This is a genomic window from Komagataeibacter sucrofermentans DSM 15973 (assembly GCF_040581405.1).
Taxonomy (GTDB): Bacteria; Pseudomonadota; Alphaproteobacteria; order Acetobacterales; family Acetobacteraceae; genus Komagataeibacter; species Komagataeibacter sucrofermentans.
Genome location: NZ_CP137157.1, coordinates 2,690,426 through 2,712,528, shown reverse-complemented (window position 1 = coordinate 2,712,528; position 22,103 = coordinate 2,690,426). Strand labels below are relative to the sequence as shown.

General features: G+C 51.9%; 15 protein-coding genes. 8 read left to right on the top strand and 7 right to left on the bottom strand.

Features of this window, described 5'->3' with window-relative positions:
• Positions 1-53: 53 nt before the first annotated feature.
• The gene (gene metH, locus R5N89_RS12810) at positions 54-3,563 is read right to left on the bottom strand and encodes a methionine synthase (RefSeq protein WP_110569842.1); all 3,510 of its coding nucleotides are present in this window, start codon (positions 3,561-3,563) and stop codon (positions 54-56) included.
• Positions 3,564-3,763: 200 nt separating this feature from the next.
• Between metH and R5N89_RS12805 the strand changes: the two genes are divergently transcribed.
• Complete coding sequence (locus R5N89_RS12805) at positions 3,764-4,156, top strand: hypothetical protein (protein ID WP_244192244.1); 393 nt, start codon at positions 3,764-3,766, stop codon at positions 4,154-4,156.
• 124 nt (positions 4,157-4,280) lie between these two features.
• On the opposite strand, the gene R5N89_RS12800 is transcribed toward R5N89_RS12805, so the two are convergent.
• Positions 4,281-5,657: a hypothetical protein gene (locus tag R5N89_RS12800; RefSeq protein WP_146220224.1), complete on the bottom strand. Its 1,377-nt coding sequence runs from the start codon at positions 5,655-5,657 to the stop codon at positions 4,281-4,283.
• Positions 5,658-6,210: 553 nt separating this feature from the next.
• On the opposite strand from R5N89_RS12800, the gene tnpA reads away from it, so the two are divergent.
• From tnpA to R5N89_RS12780, 4 genes are all read left to right on the top strand, one after another.
• Complete coding sequence (gene tnpA, locus R5N89_RS12795; protein WP_007400224.1) at positions 6,211-6,570, top strand: IS66-like element accessory protein TnpA; 360 nt, start codon at positions 6,211-6,213, stop codon at positions 6,568-6,570.
• Positions 6,567-6,914 (top strand): IS66 family insertion sequence element accessory protein TnpB, encoded by a 348-nt coding sequence (gene tnpB, locus R5N89_RS12790; protein ID WP_010510701.1) that lies wholly within the window; start codon positions 6,567-6,569, stop codon positions 6,912-6,914. The genes tnpA and tnpB overlap by 4 nt, the downstream gene beginning before the upstream one ends.
• Before the next feature lie 63 nt (positions 6,915-6,977).
• The gene (tnpC, locus tag R5N89_RS12785; protein ID WP_130732979.1) at positions 6,978-8,588 is read left to right on the top strand and encodes an IS66 family transposase; all 1,611 of its coding nucleotides are present in this window, start codon (positions 6,978-6,980) and stop codon (positions 8,586-8,588) included.
• A 28-nt stretch (positions 8,589-8,616) separates the two neighbouring features.
• On the top strand, positions 8,617-8,778 hold the full coding sequence (locus R5N89_RS12780; RefSeq protein WP_167400926.1) for a hypothetical protein: 162 nt from the start codon (positions 8,617-8,619) through the stop codon (positions 8,776-8,778).
• Between the two features lie 148 nt (positions 8,779-8,926).
• Here R5N89_RS12780 and R5N89_RS12775 read toward each other — a convergent pair whose 3' ends face one another.
• On the bottom strand, positions 8,927-10,240 hold the full coding sequence (locus R5N89_RS12775; RefSeq protein ID WP_167400927.1) for a phosphoethanolamine transferase: 1,314 nt from the start codon (positions 10,238-10,240) through the stop codon (positions 8,927-8,929).
• Between the two features lie 1,481 nt (positions 10,241-11,721).
• On the opposite strand from R5N89_RS12775, the gene R5N89_RS12770 reads away from it, so the two are divergent.
• Positions 11,722-12,399: a phosphatidylserine decarboxylase gene (locus tag R5N89_RS12770; RefSeq protein ID WP_110570275.1), complete on the top strand. Its 678-nt coding sequence runs from the start codon at positions 11,722-11,724 to the stop codon at positions 12,397-12,399.
• A 6-nt stretch (positions 12,400-12,405) separates the two neighbouring features.
• Positions 12,406-13,218, top strand: a complete 813-nt coding sequence (locus R5N89_RS12765; protein WP_208624748.1) for a phosphatidylcholine/phosphatidylserine synthase — start codon at positions 12,406-12,408, stop codon at positions 13,216-13,218.
• Positions 13,219-13,465: 247 nt separating this feature from the next.
• Here the strand turns inward: R5N89_RS12765 and R5N89_RS12760 are convergent, their stop codons facing one another.
• Both R5N89_RS12760 and R5N89_RS12755 read right to left on the bottom strand, forming a co-directional pair.
• Complete coding sequence (locus R5N89_RS12760; RefSeq protein WP_146220218.1) at positions 13,466-14,887, bottom strand: glycosyltransferase family 39 protein; 1,422 nt, start codon at positions 14,885-14,887, stop codon at positions 13,466-13,468.
• 744 nt (positions 14,888-15,631) lie between these two features.
• Positions 15,632-17,272 carry a hypothetical protein gene (locus R5N89_RS12755; protein WP_110569508.1) on the bottom strand — a complete coding sequence of 547 codons (1,641 nt, stop codon included), beginning with the start codon at positions 17,270-17,272 and terminating at the stop codon, positions 15,632-15,634.
• A gap of 1,143 nt (positions 17,273-18,415) precedes the next feature.
• On the opposite strand from R5N89_RS12755, the gene R5N89_RS12750 reads away from it, so the two are divergent.
• Positions 18,416-19,264: a glycosyltransferase family 2 protein gene (locus R5N89_RS12750; protein ID WP_354680684.1), complete on the top strand. Its 849-nt coding sequence runs from the start codon at positions 18,416-18,418 to the stop codon at positions 19,262-19,264.
• Between the two features lie 144 nt (positions 19,265-19,408).
• Here the strand turns inward: R5N89_RS12750 and galE are convergent, their stop codons facing one another.
• Both galE and R5N89_RS12740 read right to left on the bottom strand, forming a co-directional pair.
• The gene (gene galE / locus R5N89_RS12745) at positions 19,409-20,452 is read right to left on the bottom strand and encodes a UDP-glucose 4-epimerase GalE (protein ID WP_110569510.1); all 1,044 of its coding nucleotides are present in this window, start codon (positions 20,450-20,452) and stop codon (positions 19,409-19,411) included.
• Positions 20,453-21,029: 577 nt separating this feature from the next.
• The gene (locus tag R5N89_RS12740) at positions 21,030-22,019 is read right to left on the bottom strand and encodes a glycosyltransferase family 2 protein (protein WP_110569511.1); all 990 of its coding nucleotides are present in this window, start codon (positions 22,017-22,019) and stop codon (positions 21,030-21,032) included.
• Positions 22,020-22,103: the final 84 nt, after the last annotated feature.

Sequence of the window (22,103 nt, the reverse complement as noted above, 5' to 3'; positions counted from 1 at the left end):
TCATTTCCCGTACCGGTCAACACGTCCCGCAGGGGTGCGGGACGGCGGTTTTGTCAGATCGAGAAATACTTCGCGTGCGGGTTGAAAATGACCAGCGCCGAGGTGGACTGCTCGGGGTGGAGCTGGAAGCCATCGGTGAGCGAGACGCCGATCTTTTCCGCATCGAGCAGCTTGAGGATCGGCTCTTGTTCCTCCAGCCGGGGGCAGGCGGGGTAACCGAACGAATAGCGCGAGCCGCGATAGCCCTGCTGGAGCAGCCTGGCCATGTCGCGGTCATCCTCGGCAGCGAAGCCCATTTCGGCGCGGATGCGCTTGTGGGTGTATTCCGCCATGGCTTCCGCCATCTCGACCGACAGGCCATGCAGGTAGAGGTAATCCTTGTAGCGATCGGCCTCGAACCATTCCCGCGCGCGGTCGGAGGCATCCTGCCCCACGGTCACCACCTGCAGGCCGATCACGTCGCGCTGTGCATCGTCGATATCGCGCACGAAGTCGGCAATGCAGGCCCCGTCTTCACGCGGCTGGCGGGGCAGGGTGAAGCGGGCGGCCTCGGTGGTGCCGTCCTCGCCAAACAGTACCAGATCGTTGCCTTCGCCCGCCGCCTTCCAGTAGCCGTAGCTGGCCTTGGGGTGCAGGATGTCGCGCTCGGCGCACAGGGCGAGCATGTGGCGCAGCACCGGGCGCAGTTCCTTGCGTGCCCAGACCATGAAGTCATCAAGCGAGCGGCCCTGCTTACGGAAGCCCCACTGGAACTGGTACAGCGAGCGCTCGTTGAGGAACGGCAGCACTGCCTCAGGTGTCGCCTCAAGCACGCGCGGGCCCCAGAATGGCGGGGTCAGCACGGGTTCATCGGCTGTCAGCTTCTCGCGCCGGGCGCGGGCGGCGGCGACATCCACCGGGCCAAAGCCACGGGTCTCGGCGGCTTCGATGTCCTGCGTGCGGTTGGTGCGCGTGGCCTTGCCCGCGCGGCGCGACTGGATGGCGGCAAGATAGGTGTCGAACTCGCCCTGCGCCACCTTGTCCATCAGCGACAGGCCATCGAACGCATCACGCGCATAGGCCACGCGCCCGTTCTCGCCATAGGCTGCGGTGCAGTCCTCTTCCACGTAGTTGCGGGTCAGCGCGGCCCCACCGAGCATGACTGGTACGTCCACGCCCTGGCGGTTCATTTCCTCAAGGTTTTCACGCATGATGACGGTGGACTTGACCAGCAGGCCCGACATGCCGATGGCGTCGGCCTTGTGCTCGCGCGCGGCCGTAATCATGTCGGCCACCGGCACCTTGATGCCGAGGTTGATGACCCGGTAGCCGTTATTGGTCAGGATGATGTCGACAAGGTTCTTGCCGATGTCATGCACGTCGCCCTTGACGGTGGCCAGCACCATGGTGCCACGGGCCTGGCCCTCGGTGCGCTCCATATGGGGCTCGAGCCAGGCCACGGCGGCCTTCATCGTCTCGGCGGACTGCAGCACGAAGGGCAGCTGCATCTTGCCTGCGCCAAACAGTTCGCCCACCACCTTCATGCCATCGAGCAGCACGGTGTTGATGATGTCGAGCGGGGCCATGTCGCGCATGGCTTCGGCCAGGTCGTCTTCCAGCCCCTTGCGGTCGCCATCGACAATGCGGTCCTTGAGCCGCTCGGGGGCGGTTTCGGCGCGGGCTTTTTTCACCGCGTCGGCGGCCTTGCGGTCGGCGAAGATTTCGAGCATGCGCTGCAGCGGATCATAACCTTCGGCGCGGCGGTCGAAGATCAGGTCCTCGGCCACCTTCACTTCCTCGGCGGCAATGAGGTGCAGCGGGCGGATTTTCGAGACATGCACGATCGCCGCCGTCATGCCCGCGCGCACCGCGTGGTCAAGGAACACCGAGTTGAGCACCGCGCGCGCCGCCGGGTTCAGGCCAAACGAGATGTTCGACAGCCCCAGCACGATTTGGATATCGGGGAAGCGCTCGCGGATCAGGCGGATGCCCTCCAGCGTCCATTCACCGAGCTTGCGGTCGTCTTCCGTGCCGGTGCCGATGGTGAATGTCAGCGGGTCGATCATCAGGTCGGATTGCGGCAGGCCGTGTTTGTCGCAGGCGAATTCGACCAGTCGCGTTGCGATGCGCAGCTTGTCTTCCGCCGTCTTGGCCATGCCCACTTCATCAATGGTCAGGGCGATGACGGAGGCGCCAAATTTGCGTGCGAGCAGCATGCGCTCGTTGGCGATGTCTTCCCCATCCTCGAAGTTGATGGAGTTGATGATGGGCTTGCCGCCATGCAGCTTGAGTGCTGCCTCGATCACCGGCGTCTCGGTGGAATCAATGACCAGCGGCGCGTTGACCGAAGAAGTGAAGCGGGTGATGACCGCGTTCATTTCCTTCATTTCATCACGGCCCACGAAGGCGGTGCAGATGTCGAGCGCGTTCGAGCCTTCGGCCACCTGCTCACGGCCAAGGGCCACGCAGCCATCCCAGTCGCCCGCTTCCTGCAACTGCCGCCACTTCTTGGAACCGTTGGCGTTGCAGCGCTCGCCAATCGAGAAGTAGCTGTTCTCCTGCCGCAGCGGCACCTGCGAATACAGGCTGGCGACAGAGGGAATCCACACCGGCTTGCGCGACACGGGGGCGGGGCGGATGCGGCCCGTGCCCTCGGCGCGTTTACGCAGCATCTGGTCAAGCGCCTGCGTGTGCGGCGTTGACGTGCCACAGCAGCCGCCGATCAGGTTCAGGCCATCCTCGGTAATGAAGCGGTCCACCCAGCTTGCCATCTCGGCAGGGGTGAGCGGGTAATGCGTCTTGCCATTGACCAGTTCGGGCAGGCCGGCATTGGGCTGGACCGAGATCAGGCCGGGCCAGCTCTCGCTCAGCCAGCGCACGTGCTCGGCCATTTCCTGCGGTCCGGTGGCGCAGTTCAGGCCCATAAGCGGCACATCGAGCGCGTTGATGACCGTGGCGGCGGCGGCGATGTCCGGGCCAACGAGCAGCGTGCCCGTGGTCTCGACCGTAACCTGCACGAAGATGGGGGTGTCCACGCCCATCTCGGCGCGCGCGATCTTGGCGCCATTGACGGCGGCCTTGATCTGCAGCGTGTCCTGGCAGGTCTCGATAAGGAAGCAGTCCACGCCGCCTTCGATCAGGCCACGGCACTGCTCGGCAAGGCCCGCTTCGAGCGTGTCGTAATCGATATTGCCCAGCGAGGGCAGCTTGGTGCCCGGCCCGATGGAGCCGACCACATAGCGGTGGCGGCCATCGGCAAAGGTCTCGGCGGCTTCACGCGCCAGATGGCCCGCGGTGCGGTTGATCTCGCGCGCGCGGTCGGCCAGGCCAAATTCGGCCAGGGTGATGGGCGAGCCGCCAAAGCTGTTGGTTTCCACCATGTCCGCCCCGGCCTCGAAGTAGCCACGGTGGATTTCACGCACCAGTTCGGGGCGCGAGAGGTTCAGGATCTCGGTGCAGTTTTCCTGCCCCCAGTAATCACGCTCGACCTCAAGGTCCAGAAGCTGTACGCGCGAACCCATCCCGCCGTCACACAGCAGGACCTGATCGCGGAGGGCATCGAGAAGGTGAGGGCGAGTGGTCATGGTTATCCTGAAATTCTGGTGAATGCCGGGCAGAAGCCAGTGTTTGCCGCGGTTTTCCAGCGCGGTCTGTCCGGGCCGGGCTTGCATATGGATTGGTCTGGTGCCTTTTATTCCCCGAACTTTCCGCTGGTGTCCAGCATCATCGGCTCAAATGGAAAAACGCCGTAGGCCCGGAGTGATGAGAAGTGGAGGATGCCATAATGGCAGATGGGCGGATCGTGGTGGAATTCGTGGTGGCTGGCGGACCTGTAACCCCGCACCCCGATACGCTTCTGGTGGTGGGTGATGGCAGCGAGCCCGGCCCGGCGGAGGGCTGGGCGGGCCTTGTGGTGGCGCAGCCTGCCACCACCACCCTGACGCATGGAAAAGGCTGCCAGTGCTGCCTGCCGCGCAGCAGTTTTGCGGCGCTGCTGGGCGATCTCTTTCGTAAGCGTGCGACCGGCGGGCTGAAATGGTTTACCCGTCTGGTCGTGGTGGTGCCGCCGGGACAGGAAGCTGCATGGCGAGCCAGCATGGAAAAGGATATGCTGGCGCAGGCCCGTTTCCGCGTGTCGCCTTTTTCCAAAAAGGCGACGTCTTTTAAAGCGTCTTAAAAAAAGCTTCACCACAGGTCTGATGATTGCAGGGTGTTATTGGGTCTGTCGTGTGATGCGAAAGAAGGTGCAGATTGTCAGGAACAGAACCATGTTCGGAACATGAAATCCTGACAGTTCCCGATCATTCGTCGTACATAAGATATTCCTGCTGGCCTTTGCGATAGAAAGGGCCATCTGGCAGCCGGTCGGCTGGAGCACACTCGTCCTTTGTGCCAGCCAGAACGGATATGTCGGCAATTTTCTTCAATGCCACCCGCAATTCAGCCAAAGGATCATCATGTCCTGTGGAGCGGAGTGCTTCCAGTCGGCTCGGATCGCCACATACGATAACGGTTTTCTGGCCGCGCAAGAGCAGGTTTTCCGATATTCTGGCCTGATATATTGCGACATCTCTGTTTTCTGAATGGAAAGCCAGCCACTCCCGGCACCCGACAAAGAGCATGCCGGCGGCAATACAGGCCGAGACGAGGGTGGGATTGTATTTTTTGAGAGGAATCCGACCCTGCTCGGACCAGCCAAAATACAATGCAAGGGCAGAGCACAGAAAAGCCCATTGCCAGATATTGGCGCGGGGCGGGATGTCAACGCCGGTTGTAAAAACAAGGTTGAAATCCATCAGCAGGCAATAAACAAAGGCACAGAGTATGGCGATTCCCATCTTCTCTTTTCGCGAGACAGACACAAACAGGACAAAAAGAGAAAAAGCCATAATCGGCCAGTGATATTCAAAGGAAGAAAGGCACGATTTCATGGCTATGAAGAAATTTGTCATAACATCGTGCAGGCTGTGAATATGATGGGGGTGACGCCAGCCAGCGATATGAATGCCAAAATGATGGTGAAAAATATAGTTAAGAGAGAATATGAGGAGAATAGATAAGGCATAAGAAATAAAAGATATGGAGACAAATTTAACAGGATTGAAATTTGGTTTGTGGGCCAGAATGGCGCAGGAGTACACGATCATTGCTAATGATAGTGGGGGATAGCTCATTATAAGAAGAATATTTATTACAAAAAATAATTTATATGATATTTTAACGTTAATATTATTTAAAATAATCAAAGTCAAAAATGATAATAAGCAGGAAATCGTAAGGGTTGCAGGCCATGAGGATAAGGACGCATAGGCCGGGCAGAAAAATATAAGGAGCGCGATAACAAGTCTGTGCAAAGAATTTTTGCACAGGAAATACGCCGCGACCCAGCAAAATAGTAAATATATTGCTATAAAAGACGTATAAACGCTTCTATAATCCATATGCTTTGCAAGCAATGACCACAGGTAGTTCATCCATCGGCCATCAAAGGATGTGCTGATGAAAGGTGTTATGAAGCCTGGCTGGGTATGGCGATGGGACAGCATATAATCCCAGTCATCATGGCTGATGTAAATATTTGAAAAAAAACCATTTCCGATCAGGAAAAATAAAACGGACACTAAAAAAATGGGGAAGCCTGTATCAAGAAAAAATGCAAAGGTATTTTTCTTAAGCATTATTACCTCAGAACCTGATCGAAAATAAATGGAGTCATTGGCGGCGCGTATGATCGCATCAGTTTATGACAGCTTTATGCGCTCCTGGTGGCTTGGCCCGGATCATCAACGTATAGCATTCGGTGCAGCCATCACCGGGGGCCTGCGCGGGGCAAGGGGCGATGACAATAGCACCGATGCCGTGAATGAAACAGCCAGAATGTTTCCAGCGTACGGCGCTGCGATGTTCTGGCGGGGCCATGTCCAATTTTCAGGATCGAGATCGATCACGTCACGCCCGAACAGGCGCTTTTTTGCTGCGGTCCCTGTGTTTTGATGTCGCTAGCAGGGCACGGAGATGGAAGGCCGGGATATTGTTGATCCATCCAAGCCCATCAGCCCGCTCGGGTTGCGGATCAACAGCGTTGCATTCGCAGGGTCTAATCCCACATTTCGTATCTGGGCGTTTGATGCGCAGTAACCGGCCGTTTGAGGCCGCCTTATGATTGAGGATTGTGACTGGTAACTTACCGTCGTTAACGACGTCGTTATTGACGTCATTTGAGAGGTAAGAATGACCCAGGAAATCCTGATTGGCGTTGAACGCCGCCGCCGCTGGTCGGATGAACGGAAGCTGGCGATACTGGCTGAAGTTGGTGTGGATGGAGCAAGTGTATCGGATGTGGCACGTCGACATGACCTGACCCGCCAACATCTTTACCAATGGCGGACGTCATTCCGTCAAAGACTATCTTCCCCAGATCAGTCTGTGGCGTTTGTTCCTGTTGCTTCAGTGACGACACCTGCTGTGGCATCTGGCGGTGATCCTGACGAACTGGCCATAGTGCTGCGCAATGGCCGTAGTATCAGGGTGACGGGACATCCTGCCGAAGATCTTCTGGCCCGGGTCATCCGGATTGCGGAGACGGCATGATTGGCGTGGGCAACGGCGTGCGTGTCTATCTGGCCTGCGGGGTGACCGATATGCGCAAGGGCATATCGGGTCTGGCAGCACTGGCACAGGACGTGCTGCGTCAGAACCCGACATCAGGGGCGCTCTTTGCCTTTCGTGGTCGCCGTGGGGACAGGATCAAGCTTCTGATGTGGGACGGTCAGGGGTTCTGTCTTTATTACAAGGTGCTTGAGAAGGGACGTTTTCCATGGCCGTCTCCGGCAGAGGGCGTTGCACGCCTGACGACAGCACAGATGGCCATGCTGTGGGAAGGCATGGAGTGGAGACGCCCTTCCTGGTCTGCACCACCGTCTCGCGTGGCCTGATTTTTATGGCGTGAGAGTGCAGAACATTTTGAATTTTCTTAGGTTTTCTGCTATTTTTTCATAATGACGTCTGCACCTGCGGTCCTGCCTGATGATCCGGATACCCTGAGGGAAATGATTGTTTCCCTGCAGACCGAAGTGGCTCGGCTTTCTGCGTCAGCCCGTGCGTATGAAGCTCTTGTCCAGTCTCTCAAAATCCGGATCGCACGTCTTCAGAAACAGAAATTCGGGGCCAGTTCAGAAAAGATAGACCGTGAGATTGAACAACTCGAACTGCTCCTTGAAGATGTAAAAATCGCCATCGCGGCAGCCGATCCTTCTCCTGATATCAGGGAGCATGATGTCAGCGATGATGCACTCTCTCCCCCACGGCAGCGTGGCAAACCAAAGGTTTCTGACACGACACCACGGGAGCGTATTGTTCTCGACCCAGGTGAGGCCTGTCCTGCCTGTGGCGGTCCCCTGCGTCTTGTAGGCGAAGATGTCACCGAAATACTGGACTTTATTGCGGCAAAACTGAAAGTTGTCGAAACGGCACGGCTGAAGAAATCCTGCCGTCACTGCGAAACACTGGTGCAGCCTGAAGCACCGTCGCGCCCTGTCCCACGGGGGATGGCTGGCACCGGGCTTTTAGCCCATATCCTGGTCTCGAAATTCGATGACCACATTCCGCTTTATCGTCAGAATGAGATCTTTGCCCGTCAGGGTGTGGACATTCCCCGTTCAACCCTGATCGACTGGTGTGGTCAGGCCGTTGCCGTTCTGCGTCCTCTGACAGATCTGATCCGTCAGGATGTCGTAAAGGCAGACCTGCTACATGCTGATGATACACCCATCCAGGTTCTTGACCCCCGTCTGCGTCAGGCTGGCAAACCCCGGGGCGTGAAGGAAGGGCGGATCTGGAGCTATCTGCGCGATCCCCGCCCATGGGGAGGGAGTGATCCGCCCGCCGTGGCCTACTGGTTCTCTCCCGATCGCAAGGGGATCAATCCCCAGACCCATCTGGCACAGTTCCGGGGCATTCTGCAGGCTGACGCCTACGCCGGGTTCAGGGATCTGTATAAACCAGACGCAACAGGAACCGTGCACGTGCGCGAAGCGGCCTGCTGGGCTCATCTCCGCCGGGCCTTCCATGATGTCTGGAAGGGCAGTGATTCGACAATCGCAAGGGAAGCACTTGAACAGATCGGAGAGCTCTACGATATCGAGCGCCAGATCACCGGACACCCGGCCCCGTATCGTCTGGCTGTCCGACAGGAACAAAGCCGCCCCCGTGTCACAGCATTCCACGCATGGTGCGAAACACAGCTTGCCCGTATCCCTGGAAAGGGGGAACTGGCAAAAGCGATCCGTTATGCGTTCAACCGGTGGAAGGCCTTTACCCTGTTCCTCGAAGATGGTCGTGTCGCCATCGACAACAATCCTGCCGAACGCGCCATACGGCCCGTATGCGTGGGGCGAAAAAATTATCTCTTTGCCGGATCCGACACCGGGGGCGACAACATCGCTGATGCCATGACGCTTATCGAAAGCGCAAAACTCTCCCGGCTTAATCCGCACGATTACCTCGCCGACGTCCTGGCCCGTATCAACGAGCACAAGATCAACCGGCTCCACGAACTGTTGCCATGGAACTGGAAACCCGTGAATACACTGCACAGACAGGCCGCATAATCAAGGCGGCCCAGAGCGGCCGGTTACGATGCGCAAGCAGGCGCAGCATCATGACCGACATGCGGGCGGCATCGACATTCAGGATCGGGATGGTGCGCCGGTGGGGGCAGGCAACTCTTTGCCGTCGTTGCGGCATCTGATTGGCGATGCAGGTCATGCTGGTGAAAAACCGCGCACCGTCCCTGCATAATGCGGCCAATGAACCATCGAAATCGTCAGGCCCTCAGACCGGACGGCCGCATTTGCATCTCTCCCTGAGTTTCAGGGAGAGATGCGCAAACCTCATAAAGCCGAGCTTAACTGACGCCATACCCTGGTGAGTAGACGTTGGTATTATATCATTTTCTGTCTTTTTCAGTAGGAATGTTCTTATAGTCATAAGTCTTTCCATCTGAATGCAAGATCCGATCCTGGACCTTTGTTTCTTCAATAGCAGCAGGATTTACATCGTATCCCAGCATATCAAGCAAAAGGAATTTATCCATAACTTCAGTATAGTATCCGTCATTGTTCCGGATATTCTCTACCATCTGGCAATACTTTTTGCTCTCGTCCAGAAGAAACACAGGTATTCTGTATTGAGTATAACCGCCATATTGAATGGCATGACCAACGCCAACAATTTCGGCATGATCTGATGTGTACAATAAGGTGTAATCCTTCAGTTCCGTATCTGCCATATTAATGATCTGGTTTAATATGCGGTCAGTCCGATGGACGCTCTGGTCATAAGCATCTGCTTTAGGCAGCGCATCGATATCTTCCTGTGTCACATCATCAGAATAATTAACGTGGCTGCCAATTATATGAATGACAAAAAATTTGTATTCACTTTGATCGGCAAATTTCTCCTTAATAACCGGGAGGAGGGATTCATCATGCCAGTCAACATGGTTTTCCTTATTGTTATAATCCTGCCGTGTTACATAATTACTGAATTCAGATAGATAGCCGAAAGGTCTTGAGTATTGGCCACGACCATCCTGCGAGGCAATCCAGAAAGTTTTATAATTATTGTCTTTGGCCAGTTCGATCAGATTCTTTTCAGAATATAGTTTATCCTGATGATCGGCATCATAAAATGAAAATATCATAGGAACAGCATAGCGTGTCATATCAGCGGAAGAATGAGCATCCTTCACGACGCATATTCTGTCATGATCAACAAGGTTCTGTATGTTTGGTGTCGTGTTCTGTTTTTTATAGCCGTAGATCGTATGTCTGTCCGCCAGATCTGATTCGCCCACAACAACGATAATATTCTTGACCCGCCCAGGCACTTTGTTCGTGACCATGCTATCTGCATTTTGGTGGGGAGTCGCTGCTATATTTTCATCATTCATGATCAATGAAACAAGGTAGACAGTATCTCCTACTGTACCAGGTGCATAGGCGCGGAAAAAATTTGTACTTTCGGTAATCAGGTGATGTGCGGTCTGTAACTGACAGAATTTTACGATCGCGCGTCCATAAGGATAGACCAGCGTCAATCCTGTAAAAAGCAACATATATAATCTGAAACGTGCAAATTTCCAGGATAGATAGCATTGCGCTATAAATAGCATGACAAAAATAGCTATGGCAGGGATGCCAATAGAACCAAGTGTGGACTGGGCTTCATGTGGGTTGGTGCCAGCAATTGCCTGTAGCATGCTTTCACTAATGGAGCCATATTTATGGCATAGTATGTAATAGATCAAGGTAGATGTTATAAGTAGTGGAACCGTAAGCAAGGCAACAATCTTGCCGCAACTCATGAGAAACACAGGAAGAAGCACAGTCCTTAGAGCAAAAGCTCCCGGCTTATGATTCCACGTGCTGTGATGGGACACATGAGCTGATATTATATAATAAGATACAATAAAAAATATGAATGATATTATCTTAAACATATTTTTTTTGTTGTTAGACACTTTAATAAATTCCTGACAATTTTTTTATTGATTAATTATCGCGTATTGTGCGCAGAGCAATCTATAAATTTCTATTCCATCATAGATTTATGGCTTTTATAACAACAGAATCCATAAATAAATTATACTCCGCACACGTTATTAAGATATGAGTCATTTTTTTTCAAGATAGTGATAAATTTCGGGACGTCTTATCATTAAATATAACAAGTGCACCATAGTTTTTTAAAATGATGAGAAATTTCTGGATATAAATATGATAATAATTATCATTAAAAAAGATATAGATGGAATTTCTTAAAATAACAGATAATATTTTCTACATTAGGAAGATATTCTTAAAGTTGCTCGTGATTTTAAGCGCGAAACCGGAAATAATTGATTGATTTTCGTTGGGTTTGAGCGATGAGGGCGTAAAAACCTGATGAGATCATGACGCCACGGCAAAAGCGGCAGGGCCATCTCCAGCACATGGGCACTGCGGCGTGTCGTGAAGCCATTCCCATATTTGTCAGGACCGCGTGCCTGCATTGGCAACTGTCACGTCGTTTTCCGGCCTTGACGGGCATCTCTAACGCTGGATACGCGAAGCATGATGCGAGACCCTGAACCATATCCTCGTCATGCTGTCACATGAGCAGGATGGTCGTGAGGTAATGTCTGCAGCCGGAAACATTGACAGTCAGCCCATAAAAAATATGGAAAATAGCGGTCCATGGGGCTTTGACATGGGCAGGCGGGTCAAGTGGCAGCACGCATCCTGTCATGACCAAGTGCACCGGGGCATATGATCGCGGGCAGGGTTCATTCTGCCGACATTCAGGAACGCGATGGAGTGTCGCGAGGAATGACCCGGATCAAGGCCACTCTTTGCCGCGGTTGCGATATCTGATTGATGATGGTGGCCATGCCGGTGCAAAACCGCGCACAGTCCTTGCGCAATGTGGTCAACGGATCCTTGCACCAATCAGGCGCGTCGATATGGCAGCGGATTTTGCTGTTCCGCCCAAGCACTGGATCGTGGAGCGCCGCCTTGCCTGGCATGGTTGCTACCGCTGCTTATCTATACAGAGTTGTGCAGGAACTCGTTCTGGTTGTGTTTTTGTTGTATATTCTTAAATATTGTAATTTACTTATTTTTTTATCATATGAATTTAAATGTATTCCGTAATAAAAATCAACTTGACCTGCTTTTCCGAACTATCCATGAACATTGTCCCATGTCGCTAATTCAATCCCTCAAGCTTGTCCTTGCCCCGCCGCACCCGGCTGCGCGCCCCTTCCTGCTCGCCTCTGGCGCGGGCGCCGGGATCGGGCGGCTGCTGCCGTGGCGGGCGACAAAGCTGCTTGGTACGGCCAGTGGCCTGTTCTTCGGCTTCTGCCTGTATTTCTTCCGTGACCCCGAGCGCGTCACCCCGGCCGAAGCCAACGTGGCCGTGGCCCCGGCGGACGGGCATATCGTCTCGATCGAGAAAGTGGCTCCGCCGCCGGAACTCGATATGGGCAATGCCCCGGTCTGGCGTATCGCCACGTTCCTGTCGGTGCTCGACGTGCATGTGAACCGCATGCCCATCGCGGGCACGGTCACGCGCGTGTCGTACCATGCGGGGCAGTTCCTCAACGCCAGCCTCGACAAGGCCTCCGAACTCAATGAGCGCAACGCCCTGCGGCTCACGCTCAAGGACGGGCGGCAGCTTGCCGTGGTGCAGATTGCAGGCCTGATCGCGCGCCGCATCCTGTGCGATGCCGAAGAAGGCATGCAGTATGAGGCCGGCGAGCGCTTCGGCCTGATCCGCTTCGGTTCACGCACCGATCTATACCTGCCCGCTGACGTGGCCCCGCTTGTCGAGGTCGGGCAGACCATGATCGGCGGCGAAACCGTGATGGCACGGCTCTAAGCGGTTATGGCAGTTCCTCCCCCCGCCGACCGGTCACGCCGCATCCGCAGGCTGAAAAAACGCCAGCGCCCCCGCGTGCGGGGCCTGTCGTTCAACCGGATGATCCCCAACCTGATGACCATGCTCGGCCTGTGCGCGGGCCTGACGGGCATGCGATTCGGGCTGGAGGGACGCTTTGGCGGCGCGGCCACGGCCCTCCTCATTGCCGCGTGCATCGACGGGCTTGACGGTCGCATCGCGCGGCTGCTGCGCGGCACCAGCCGCTTTGGCGCGGAGTTCGACAGCCTGTCCGACTTCCTGTGCTTTGGGGTGGCCCCCGCCTTTGTGCTGTACCTGTGGGCGCTGCATGAAGGCGGGCGGTTTGGCTACATTCCGTGCATCATGTTCACGGTATGCATGGCGCTGCGGCTGGCACGCTTCAACGCCAGCCTTGATGATGACGCCAACCAGCCCAAATACGCCGCCAATTTCTTTACCGGCGTGCCGGCACCTGCCGGTGCGGGGCTGGCGCTGTTTCCGCTCTTTTTGGGGCTGGAGGCGCAGCGCCTGCACCTGACCTGGCTGTATGACTTCACCCGCGAGCCGCTCCTGCCCGCGCTGACGCTCAGCGGCACGGCCTTCCTGCTGGTGTCGACCCTGCCGGTCTGGTCGTTCAAGAACTTCAAGGTGCCTTCGCCGTTCATCCTGCCCACCATGCTGGGCACGGGGGCGTATGCCGCCATCATGATTGCCGAGCCATGGGGCGCGCTTGCGGCGGCAGGCGTGATCTATATCCTGCTCCTGCCCATCAGCAGGCGCAGCTTTCACCGCCTGCGGTAGAAGGCTGCGGCCTTGCAAACAGCAGATACCGTATGATTTCTGGCTGTGCGCCTGAAGACCGTGTTGTTGATATGTGCTGTCAGTTGTTGGCCTGAGCGAGATTTTCAGCAAGGCATACCTGAAGGCCAATGCATTAAACCAGGGTTCTGCCTTTGGCTGATATGTCAGAGGGATACCGCTTTCATGCAGGCGGTATCCCTCGTCACTTATAAATCGTGAAAAACAATCGTACGCAACGTATAATGTACTATTTATTATTTATCTCGTACAACTGATAATATCTACTTGTTACCCGCAATGGATGTTTATGGTTATAGGCTTTGTATACCATATGATAATTATCTTTAATCCATGCACAGATATTATCTTCAATATGATTGATATCGTTAGCAGTACAGCTCTGATAGGGCATCAGGACAAAATCTGGTTTCTGACGCAGGTCCTGCATATAGTGCTCGTCTGCCTGTGTGCCAAAATAAACGTCAATATGATCTATAAAAAGAAAAGGATCGAACGTTTCTAGATTTGCCAGATAATATAGAGAATTATCTGATCGTATATTCAAGACCTTTCTTTTTCCAACGATTTGAGAAACTGCAAGCGGGTTCTCGCGCTTGATCGACTTTATATTATTAACGTTATCTATGGTAGTAGTAATCATATAGATAGCAGAATAAATATAAAGAGGGGTCATGAGCCAGAAAGAGGGCAGTCGGCCATTCTTTTGCAGAATTGCACACATCGCCATCGCGGGAATGATAAATAGGGAGGAATAATGGTCATAAGCATGGCCAGACATAATGGCTGCCAGAACCGAGCACAGGAACCACAGCGTAAGAATACGCCCACGCATATCATCCCAAAAGACTGCTTTATCTTTGAACCAGAGTAGAAGGGCTGGATAAAGAAAAGATATCTTGGCGAGGACAATCTGTACCGTGTATAGCCGCTCTCCCAGGTTGGCACTGTAGTGTTCGAGAAAATGATGCTGCATGGAGAAATAAGCGAGCAGTTTGCCATGTCCAGCAATAAGGAATGGCAGAAAAATTAAGGTAAGACTTAATACTCCACCTGCAATGATAGTCAGGAATTCATAAAACGTGCACATGCGTGAAAACATGACATATAGGAATATGGGGGCTAATATACATCCTGATAAATAATTTACATTAACTACGATGGCTGCAAGTATTCCAGAAATTAGAAAATAATAATAGTTTTTTCTTTCAATTCCTTTTGTTAGAAGAATGATGGAAAATAAAATTATTGGTGTTTGTATAACTTCCGTATTTCCTGAAAAGTACGCTCCAATCACGCCTCCAAAAAAAACATAGAAAACCGTAGGAAAAAAACGGGTTTTGTAAAATTTATTAAATAGTACACAAATTAAAATCATACTTGAAAATGCAAGTATGGTGAATCGGCCATTTAAAATAAATTCAATACGACACCATATATAATAAAAAACATATACAAGGTACGGTTTATGATCAAAAATATAATCATATGGCAGGATATGATATTCAAAAATCCCTTTCCCGATCAAAGGATAAAACATAGGATCCCAATCAGCAGACGGGGTCAGGAAAAAGCTAAATATATAAATGCAAGATATAACTGAAATTAAAAAAATTCCAATTATTTTAAATAATTTTTTTTCTCCTGCCACAGTATATATCCTTTACCTAAACATTTATTTTTTCTATCACACGAAATGTGAAAAAAAGCTTTTTAATCAAAAACTGATAAAATATCTATAGATTTTTATAAGTGAGGCATCTTTAGCGCTCTAGATATCTAGAGCCTTCAAGATCAGCTACTTTTCGAATGCTATAGGCGACAGTACCACGTTCCTGACGCGTTTTTTCGCTGAATTGTAGAACATTATGATATAAACAGATGTCCCTGCCGGGATTCCATGCGTGTTTTATAGGTACAGCGCTGGATGCGTTCGCGCTTGAGGGATGAGCAAAAACGTCCGGCATGGCATTGTCAGGACCATTACCGTCTCGACTCATCGAATGTTCCCGATTGTGGTGGGCCTGTAAGGTAGCAGTCCAGTCCATGCTGGCGCACTGACTATCCGGATCCGAGTGGGATCAGGGCCCGGCCTTTGGGCTTTTGCCGCCAGGTGGCCATATAGGGGCGCCTGCAGCAACAACATCCACGAAGGCGTATCTTATATCTGACATCCCTGACTGAACTACGCAGCGAAGATGCCGCGCTCCACGGTCAGTCAGGCAGGTTCGCGGCTCAACTGCCAGATCTTGGCATTTTTCCGGACATCATCCGATACCATCTTCGCGACCTGCTGCTTTCACACAACCGTGGATGTGTGCTGATCCCGAGCCACAGGAAAAATGCCCGCTACCGGATATTCTCGTTCGCTGAACTGTTCATCCTGTGTCGATATTCAGGGCAGGGGCGGCACATCGCTCAATTCATGGCCATGGCAATCGATCGTCGCGTGTGCATCCTGATGGGGAGGGTTCAATTTATAGGCAACGAAGCCTTCCTCAAGGAAACCGTTTGGATAACGGGCAATCTCGGTTGCCCGTGCTTTTAGGGCCTGCTTCTGCGCTTCTGAAAACGTAAATTTCCAGTATCCGTAGGTATATTTTCGATAATGTTGAAGCTGCTCCCGGTCCATAAGGTTAACGGGCGAGCCATCCATCATGATATCCCAATCATTTGCAATAACGATGATTGAAGGCTTATGGGTGCATAGTGCAATCCTGTCAGCCTCATCCATTATGTCCTGCAATGAATAATTCATATGACCATGCATGCTATATATTACAACACGGTCAAATTTCTTCTGTGTCATAATATAGAATCTATTGTTCATATAGTATGGCATTGATTCAATTATATAATCTACAGAAGGTATGATGGTAGAATCTTTTAAATCAGCACGTGCATTGATGACTTCAGAAAATTCCCTGGCCCTGGAATTTGGTATGCGAATTTCATGATATTGCACCAAGGCAGCATAGAAAACCTGAACGAACAGCATGAAGTAGAGGGAATACAGTCCAAATTTATTTAAACCATTCTGTGGGAATGCACGCTCTTTACGATATATCCAAAAAAGGGTGCACATCCAGATGATCCACAGGGACTGATGGCGATAGCCCCCATGATAGATGATCGAAAAGAACGCTATGAAAACAATCTGCACGGCAAGTGCCGTAGAAAAAAGGAACGTATCGCCCCAGAAAACAAATATGCATGAAATAACAGAAATAAACGAAATAACAGAAAGTATTTTATAAATGGTGTATGAAAAGATGTTGTGACCAAATACATCCAAGAAAAAGCTTTTGAACGAGGTGAAGGTTATTTCCTTCATAAAATGTAATTTCAGATGATGCGGCAGCCCGTCTGCGGGGTTAAGGGCAGCAAGATCATCATAGCGGGGCGGATAAACGGTCAGGGCACAGACCACAAACCCCACAATGCCCATGGCTGCCGCAGGCAGGGTTTTCCTGACATTTTCATTAAAGGCCCAGCGGTTTGCCTGCCATGTACAGAGCGGCCACATTCCGGAAAAGGTGGCGACAATCAACGCGGAATGTATGTTTGTGTTGGCAAGTAGAAAAAGGATGGGGCCGGTTAACCTGTAACGATACTTCTGTGATGAGAAAACAATCGCCAGAACAAGCATGAATAGCATGCTGATGCCATAGTTCCGCGCCATGACGGTGTATTCGTATAGTGAAAAATACCCGAATATAAATAGCGCCTTCATGCGCAGATTATAGGGGGCCAGAAACAGGACCATCACGATGGCGAGAAAAGCCACCAGAAAGGAGGAAACTGGCAGGACTGTATAGCTATGAAAAATCAGATAACATGATTTTTCAATAAAATATGGCAAGACAGGATGGGCATTGCCGATCAGGTGTATGCTTTGCGTGCCGCCAATTGCAATCATGAAATTGCGGACTTCGTCACGCCACATTGCATGGAAATGAATTGCATAACAGGTGGCAAGTAACCAGCATAGTAACATAAGGACTTGCAGCAGGTTCTTATTTTTTGTGATTGACATGCCTTTTGACAATTCCTTGAAACCTTACCGCAAAAAACAAATATTTTATCTGTTTATTATTTATGACTATTTAGTTTTTATTTACTGATGCGTAGAAGTCTGAATGAGTTAGAGAGTATATATGTAATGTATAGTATCAAAAGGTCGTGGGATATACAATAATTTCTGACCCATCGCATTAATTTGTATAGACACTGTGATGGAGGCTTTGACACGAGCAGGAATGGCGGAGAGTATAAAAGCCAGACACACTGTGGCAGAGCATTGTGGCTATTATGCGTCGGGCGGATACAGATCGTCGTGCCGAGATCTTACGGAGCATGTGAGACGCTGCAATGGCCACGCTGGCGCGAAGCTGCAAGTCTCTGGAAAAGTTGGAGGATGAGGGCATTGGGTTCTTGGCCATTTCGGGTGGTCATGATTCCTGACCTTCCTGCCGTCGCAAAATCACATGGGTTGCCGTTTCCGCGTTTTTTACGGATAGCCTGTCAAGGCCCCTGACTGAAAGCGTAACTCCTGTCAGAAATATCCTGACATGGTCGTGAAGGCCGGAAAATGACGAGGTGATGGTGTCACCCGCAGCCCGGCCATGACTATATAGGGAACGGCCTTGCCGATACGCCGCAGCATTTGAGCGGGAGCAGGGCTCATTTCGTATCACGCGGGTCCTTTGCATATGTCAGGTTGGCGCGGCGATACCGCGCGGATGATTTCTGCCCATGTCATCATGATTTCATCCCGTTACAAACCCAAGAATCATAACTGATTGAAACAAAATAATTCATTTTCGGGCAGGCTCTTGCAACTTTGTCTGACATGTTGCCATAGCGGAAGAACTACCCGGAAAATTGCTCTGCCCGCTTCGTGAAAGCATATATAGGAGCAGGCTACTTTTTGCGTTTGCCGCATAGCGGATGGAGAGAAAGAAATCAATATGAAAACAAAACAATAAATTATATTTGAGTGAATAAGATGTTCCTAATTACGCCTTGATTTTCCTATATTTCATAATAGGTATCTCGTGCTGAAAAAACCTTCTGATTCCTTAGAATTGAGACAATGAACTTGAATCCTTCTTCTCCCTTGTCATCTCGTATAGCTGTCTTGATACCCTGTTATAATGAGGAAGTGTCAATCGAGAGGGTGATCGAAGATTTTAAGAAGTCCATTCCGGACGCTGAAATTTACGTCTACGACAATAATTCAACTGACGGGACGGCCCGGATAGCGCGTCAATGTGGTGCCTGCGTCCGGCAGGTGGACCTGCAGGGCAAGGGCTACGTCGTGTGTCAGATGTTTGCCGACATCGATGCTGATTACTATGTTCTGGTCGATGGGGATGCGACGTACGAGGCCGCGGCCGCGCCGCGCATGGTCAGCCTGGCACAGGAAAAATACCTCGATATGGTCAATGGCGTGCGGGTAACAGAGCAGCGGGATGCTTACCGGCCAGGCCATGTGCTGGGCAACATGATGCTGACAGGCTGCGTCACACTGATTTTCGGGCGTCGTATTTCTGATCTTCTGTCCGGTTATCGTGTCTTTTCCCGGCGCTATGTTCGTTCCTTTCCCATTTTGTGCTCCGGGTTTGAAATCGAAACCTTCCTCTCGGTGCATGCCCTGGAAATGGCTATGCCCATAGGAGAGGTCGTCACAAAATACGTTGAACGCCCTGAGGGATCATCCTCCAAGCTCAAGACCTATCAGGATGGATTCCGGATTCTGTTGACTATTATAAATCTTGTAAAAATGGAGAAGCCACTTTTCTTCTTCTCTGTTATTGGTGCCATTTTTGCAGTCATTGGACTGAGTATTGGCATTCCGGTTACCATAGAGTTCATGAACACGCATATGGTGCCCAAATTGCCCCGAACTTTATTGGCTACGGGGTTGATGATTCTGGCTGGCCTGTCGTTTGTTTGCGGGCTTATCATGGACATGATTACTTTGAGCCGCAAAGAAAACAAAAGACTTGCTTACATAAGGCGTTAGAATCAGGCTATTTTTATGATCTGGCTCTTATAATGCCAATTCTTTAGGAAGGATTGGCACGAATAGCCCGCCACTAATGCTATGCTGGCTTCAGTATTGTATTCTGTTTTTATGTATTTCTAAAAACGGCAATGAGTTTTGTTTTTAGTATGTACCAACACCGTGCTTCATGAGCATGACGTTTTCATTGCCCGATAGTGGTTCGCTATCATACCCATGTGGGTGGCGTTCGCGCCAGCGCAGGGCCGTTTCTACAATGCTGTCAATGTCGTGATATTGCGGGTTCCAGCCAGTGTCCTGACGGATATGGGAAGAATCCGCGACCAGGATGGCGGGATCACCCGGGCGGCGGTCTGCCCATTCCCACGGTACCTTCCGGCCACTGACCCGTTCCACGCTCTGGAGGATCTCCAGATTGCTGAACCCCCTGCCGTTACCAAGATTGTAAGTGACGGAAGCATGTTCCAGTTGATCGATAACCCGGATATGGGCATCGGCCAGATCCGTCACATGCACATAATCCCGGACACAGGTTCCATCAGGCGTATGATAATCGTTGCCGAATATCTTGAGCATGGGGCGCAGGCCAAGGGCGGCATCAATGGTGAGGGGAATGAGATGTGTTTCCGGCCGGTGGTCTTCACCCAGGCGGCCGAGCGGGTCAGCGCCCGCAGCATTGAAATACCGCAGGCATGCGCTGCGCATGCCGCAGATACGGTCTGCCCAGATCAGCGCGCGTTCAATGAAATATTTGCTGTCGCCATAAGGTGAACTGGGGTCGATTACGGCATTATCCGCGATTGATTCGCAATGATTTTCCCCATTGAACAGAGCCGCAGTCGAGGAAAACACAAAGCGTTTGACGCCGTGATCCGTGCAGGCTTCGATCAGATTGAGGGAATTGATCGTATTCTGGCCCAGATAATAAAAGGGGCGCTCAACTGATTCACTGACAGAGGAAAGGGCGGCGAAATGAAACACCACATCCCAATCTTCCTGGCTGACAGCATGCCGCGTTGCCCGTGCATCCGCGAGATCAATATTCCAGAAGCGTACGCCCGGAGGCACCGCAGCCAGATGCCCCGTGCTCAGATTGTCAAGGATAACAACCTCATGTCCTGCGTCCAGTAGGCTGATGATAACATGGCTACCTACATAACCCGCGCCACCTGTAACAAGACATTTCATTTCAGTTATATACTTTCTTGATGAATGCGATACAATCACATAAAGTTTTTAGCAGCCATGCCTCTCCCTCATGGGTAGCCTGATGCGCATGTTCATGCATAAGAACCCCCCTTGGAAATTTGAGGACCGGCATCTGCTATGGGCTCACCCTTTCCTTTGGTGATGTGGATCGTGGCGCGTGCCATATCAACGCACGATTCGCAACCCCTAAGATGTGATTCAATCGAATCATTCAGCAAAGCATCCGTTCTGCTCTCTTGTTAACACGGTCAGGTGTCAAAGTCCTTATCTTCCGGCCGGGCGCTGGAACACCGGCCTTAATTTAAAAGAGAAGGCTGCCTTCATCAACCGCAAACAAACCCGGACATAATCAGTGCAGTCAAGCCCTTATGCCCGCGGCCTGCTTGGGGGGCGGCAACAGCCAGCGTTATCTGGCCGTTTATGTCCTGATTATCAGGCCAGATGGCCCAACCCATAAAGCAGGTCCATTGGCGCCAGCTTCCAGTCAACTCGGCACGAAGGGAAGGCGCTGGCCGGGTCTGTTTCTGGTTTTACCGGGTTCTGAACGGGTGCCGTGTCATGCAGGCACGGAAGGATTGCCTGCAGGGAACCCTTCTTTTTCTTCTATATGGTAGCGGGGGCGTTCCTTTGTCTCAAGGTATATCTTGCCTACATATTCCCCAACGATACCCAAAGACAGCATCTGTATGCCCGTCGCGGCGAAAAGCGCGACAATGACAAATGCCCAGCCGGACACGCAGCCCTTCAGCACCCAGTATGCCATGATGCCAAGAAAGAGCAGGACCGAAATGGCGCCGATTGCCGCGCCCACAAATGTAATCAGCCTGAGGGGGCTGACCGTCATGGAAGTGATGCCTTCCATGGCCAGGGCAAGCATTTTCCGTAAAGGGTATTTGGAAACGCCGGCCATGCGTTCCTTGCGGTCGTAATAGACCTCTTCTGCGGGAAAGCCGACCAGGGGCACGAGGCCACGGATGTAGATGTTCCGCTCATGGTATTCCAGCAGCGCGGCGCAGGCACGCTGGCTGAGAAGGCGGAAATCGGCATGATTGAAAACCTGCTTCACCCCCATGACGGTCATCATGCGGTAGAAGAGTTCCGCCGTGGTGCGTTTGAAAGCCGTATCGGTCTGGCGGGAGGCCCGCACGCCATAAACGACTTCATGTCCCGCCATATAGGACTGCACCATCTTGCCTATGGCGTTGATGTCATCCTGCAGGTCGGCATCAATGCTGACAATGGCATCAGCCTGCGTCGCGTTGGCCAGCCCCGCCAGCAGCGCCGCCTGGTGGCCCTTGTTGCATGACAGCTTGAGCCCACGGACAAAGGAGTGCTCTTTCGCGGCGGCGCTGATCTGCTGCCACGTATCATCCCGGCTGCCATCGTCCACGAACAGTATGTAACTTTCCGCCCGCACCAGGTTCCGTCGGATCATGTCATTCAGGTATTCCCCCATTTCGCGCAGGCAAAAGGGAAAAACTTCTGTTTCATTGTAACACGGAATGACAATGGCAAGGCGCGGAACGGAATTGGGGTTCAGGTTCATATATTTGTATATCTATAACGATTGAGGGGAAGATATAAATAAAAATGATTGACTTTTGTATATGCAGTCAATCGTGTGGAAAGT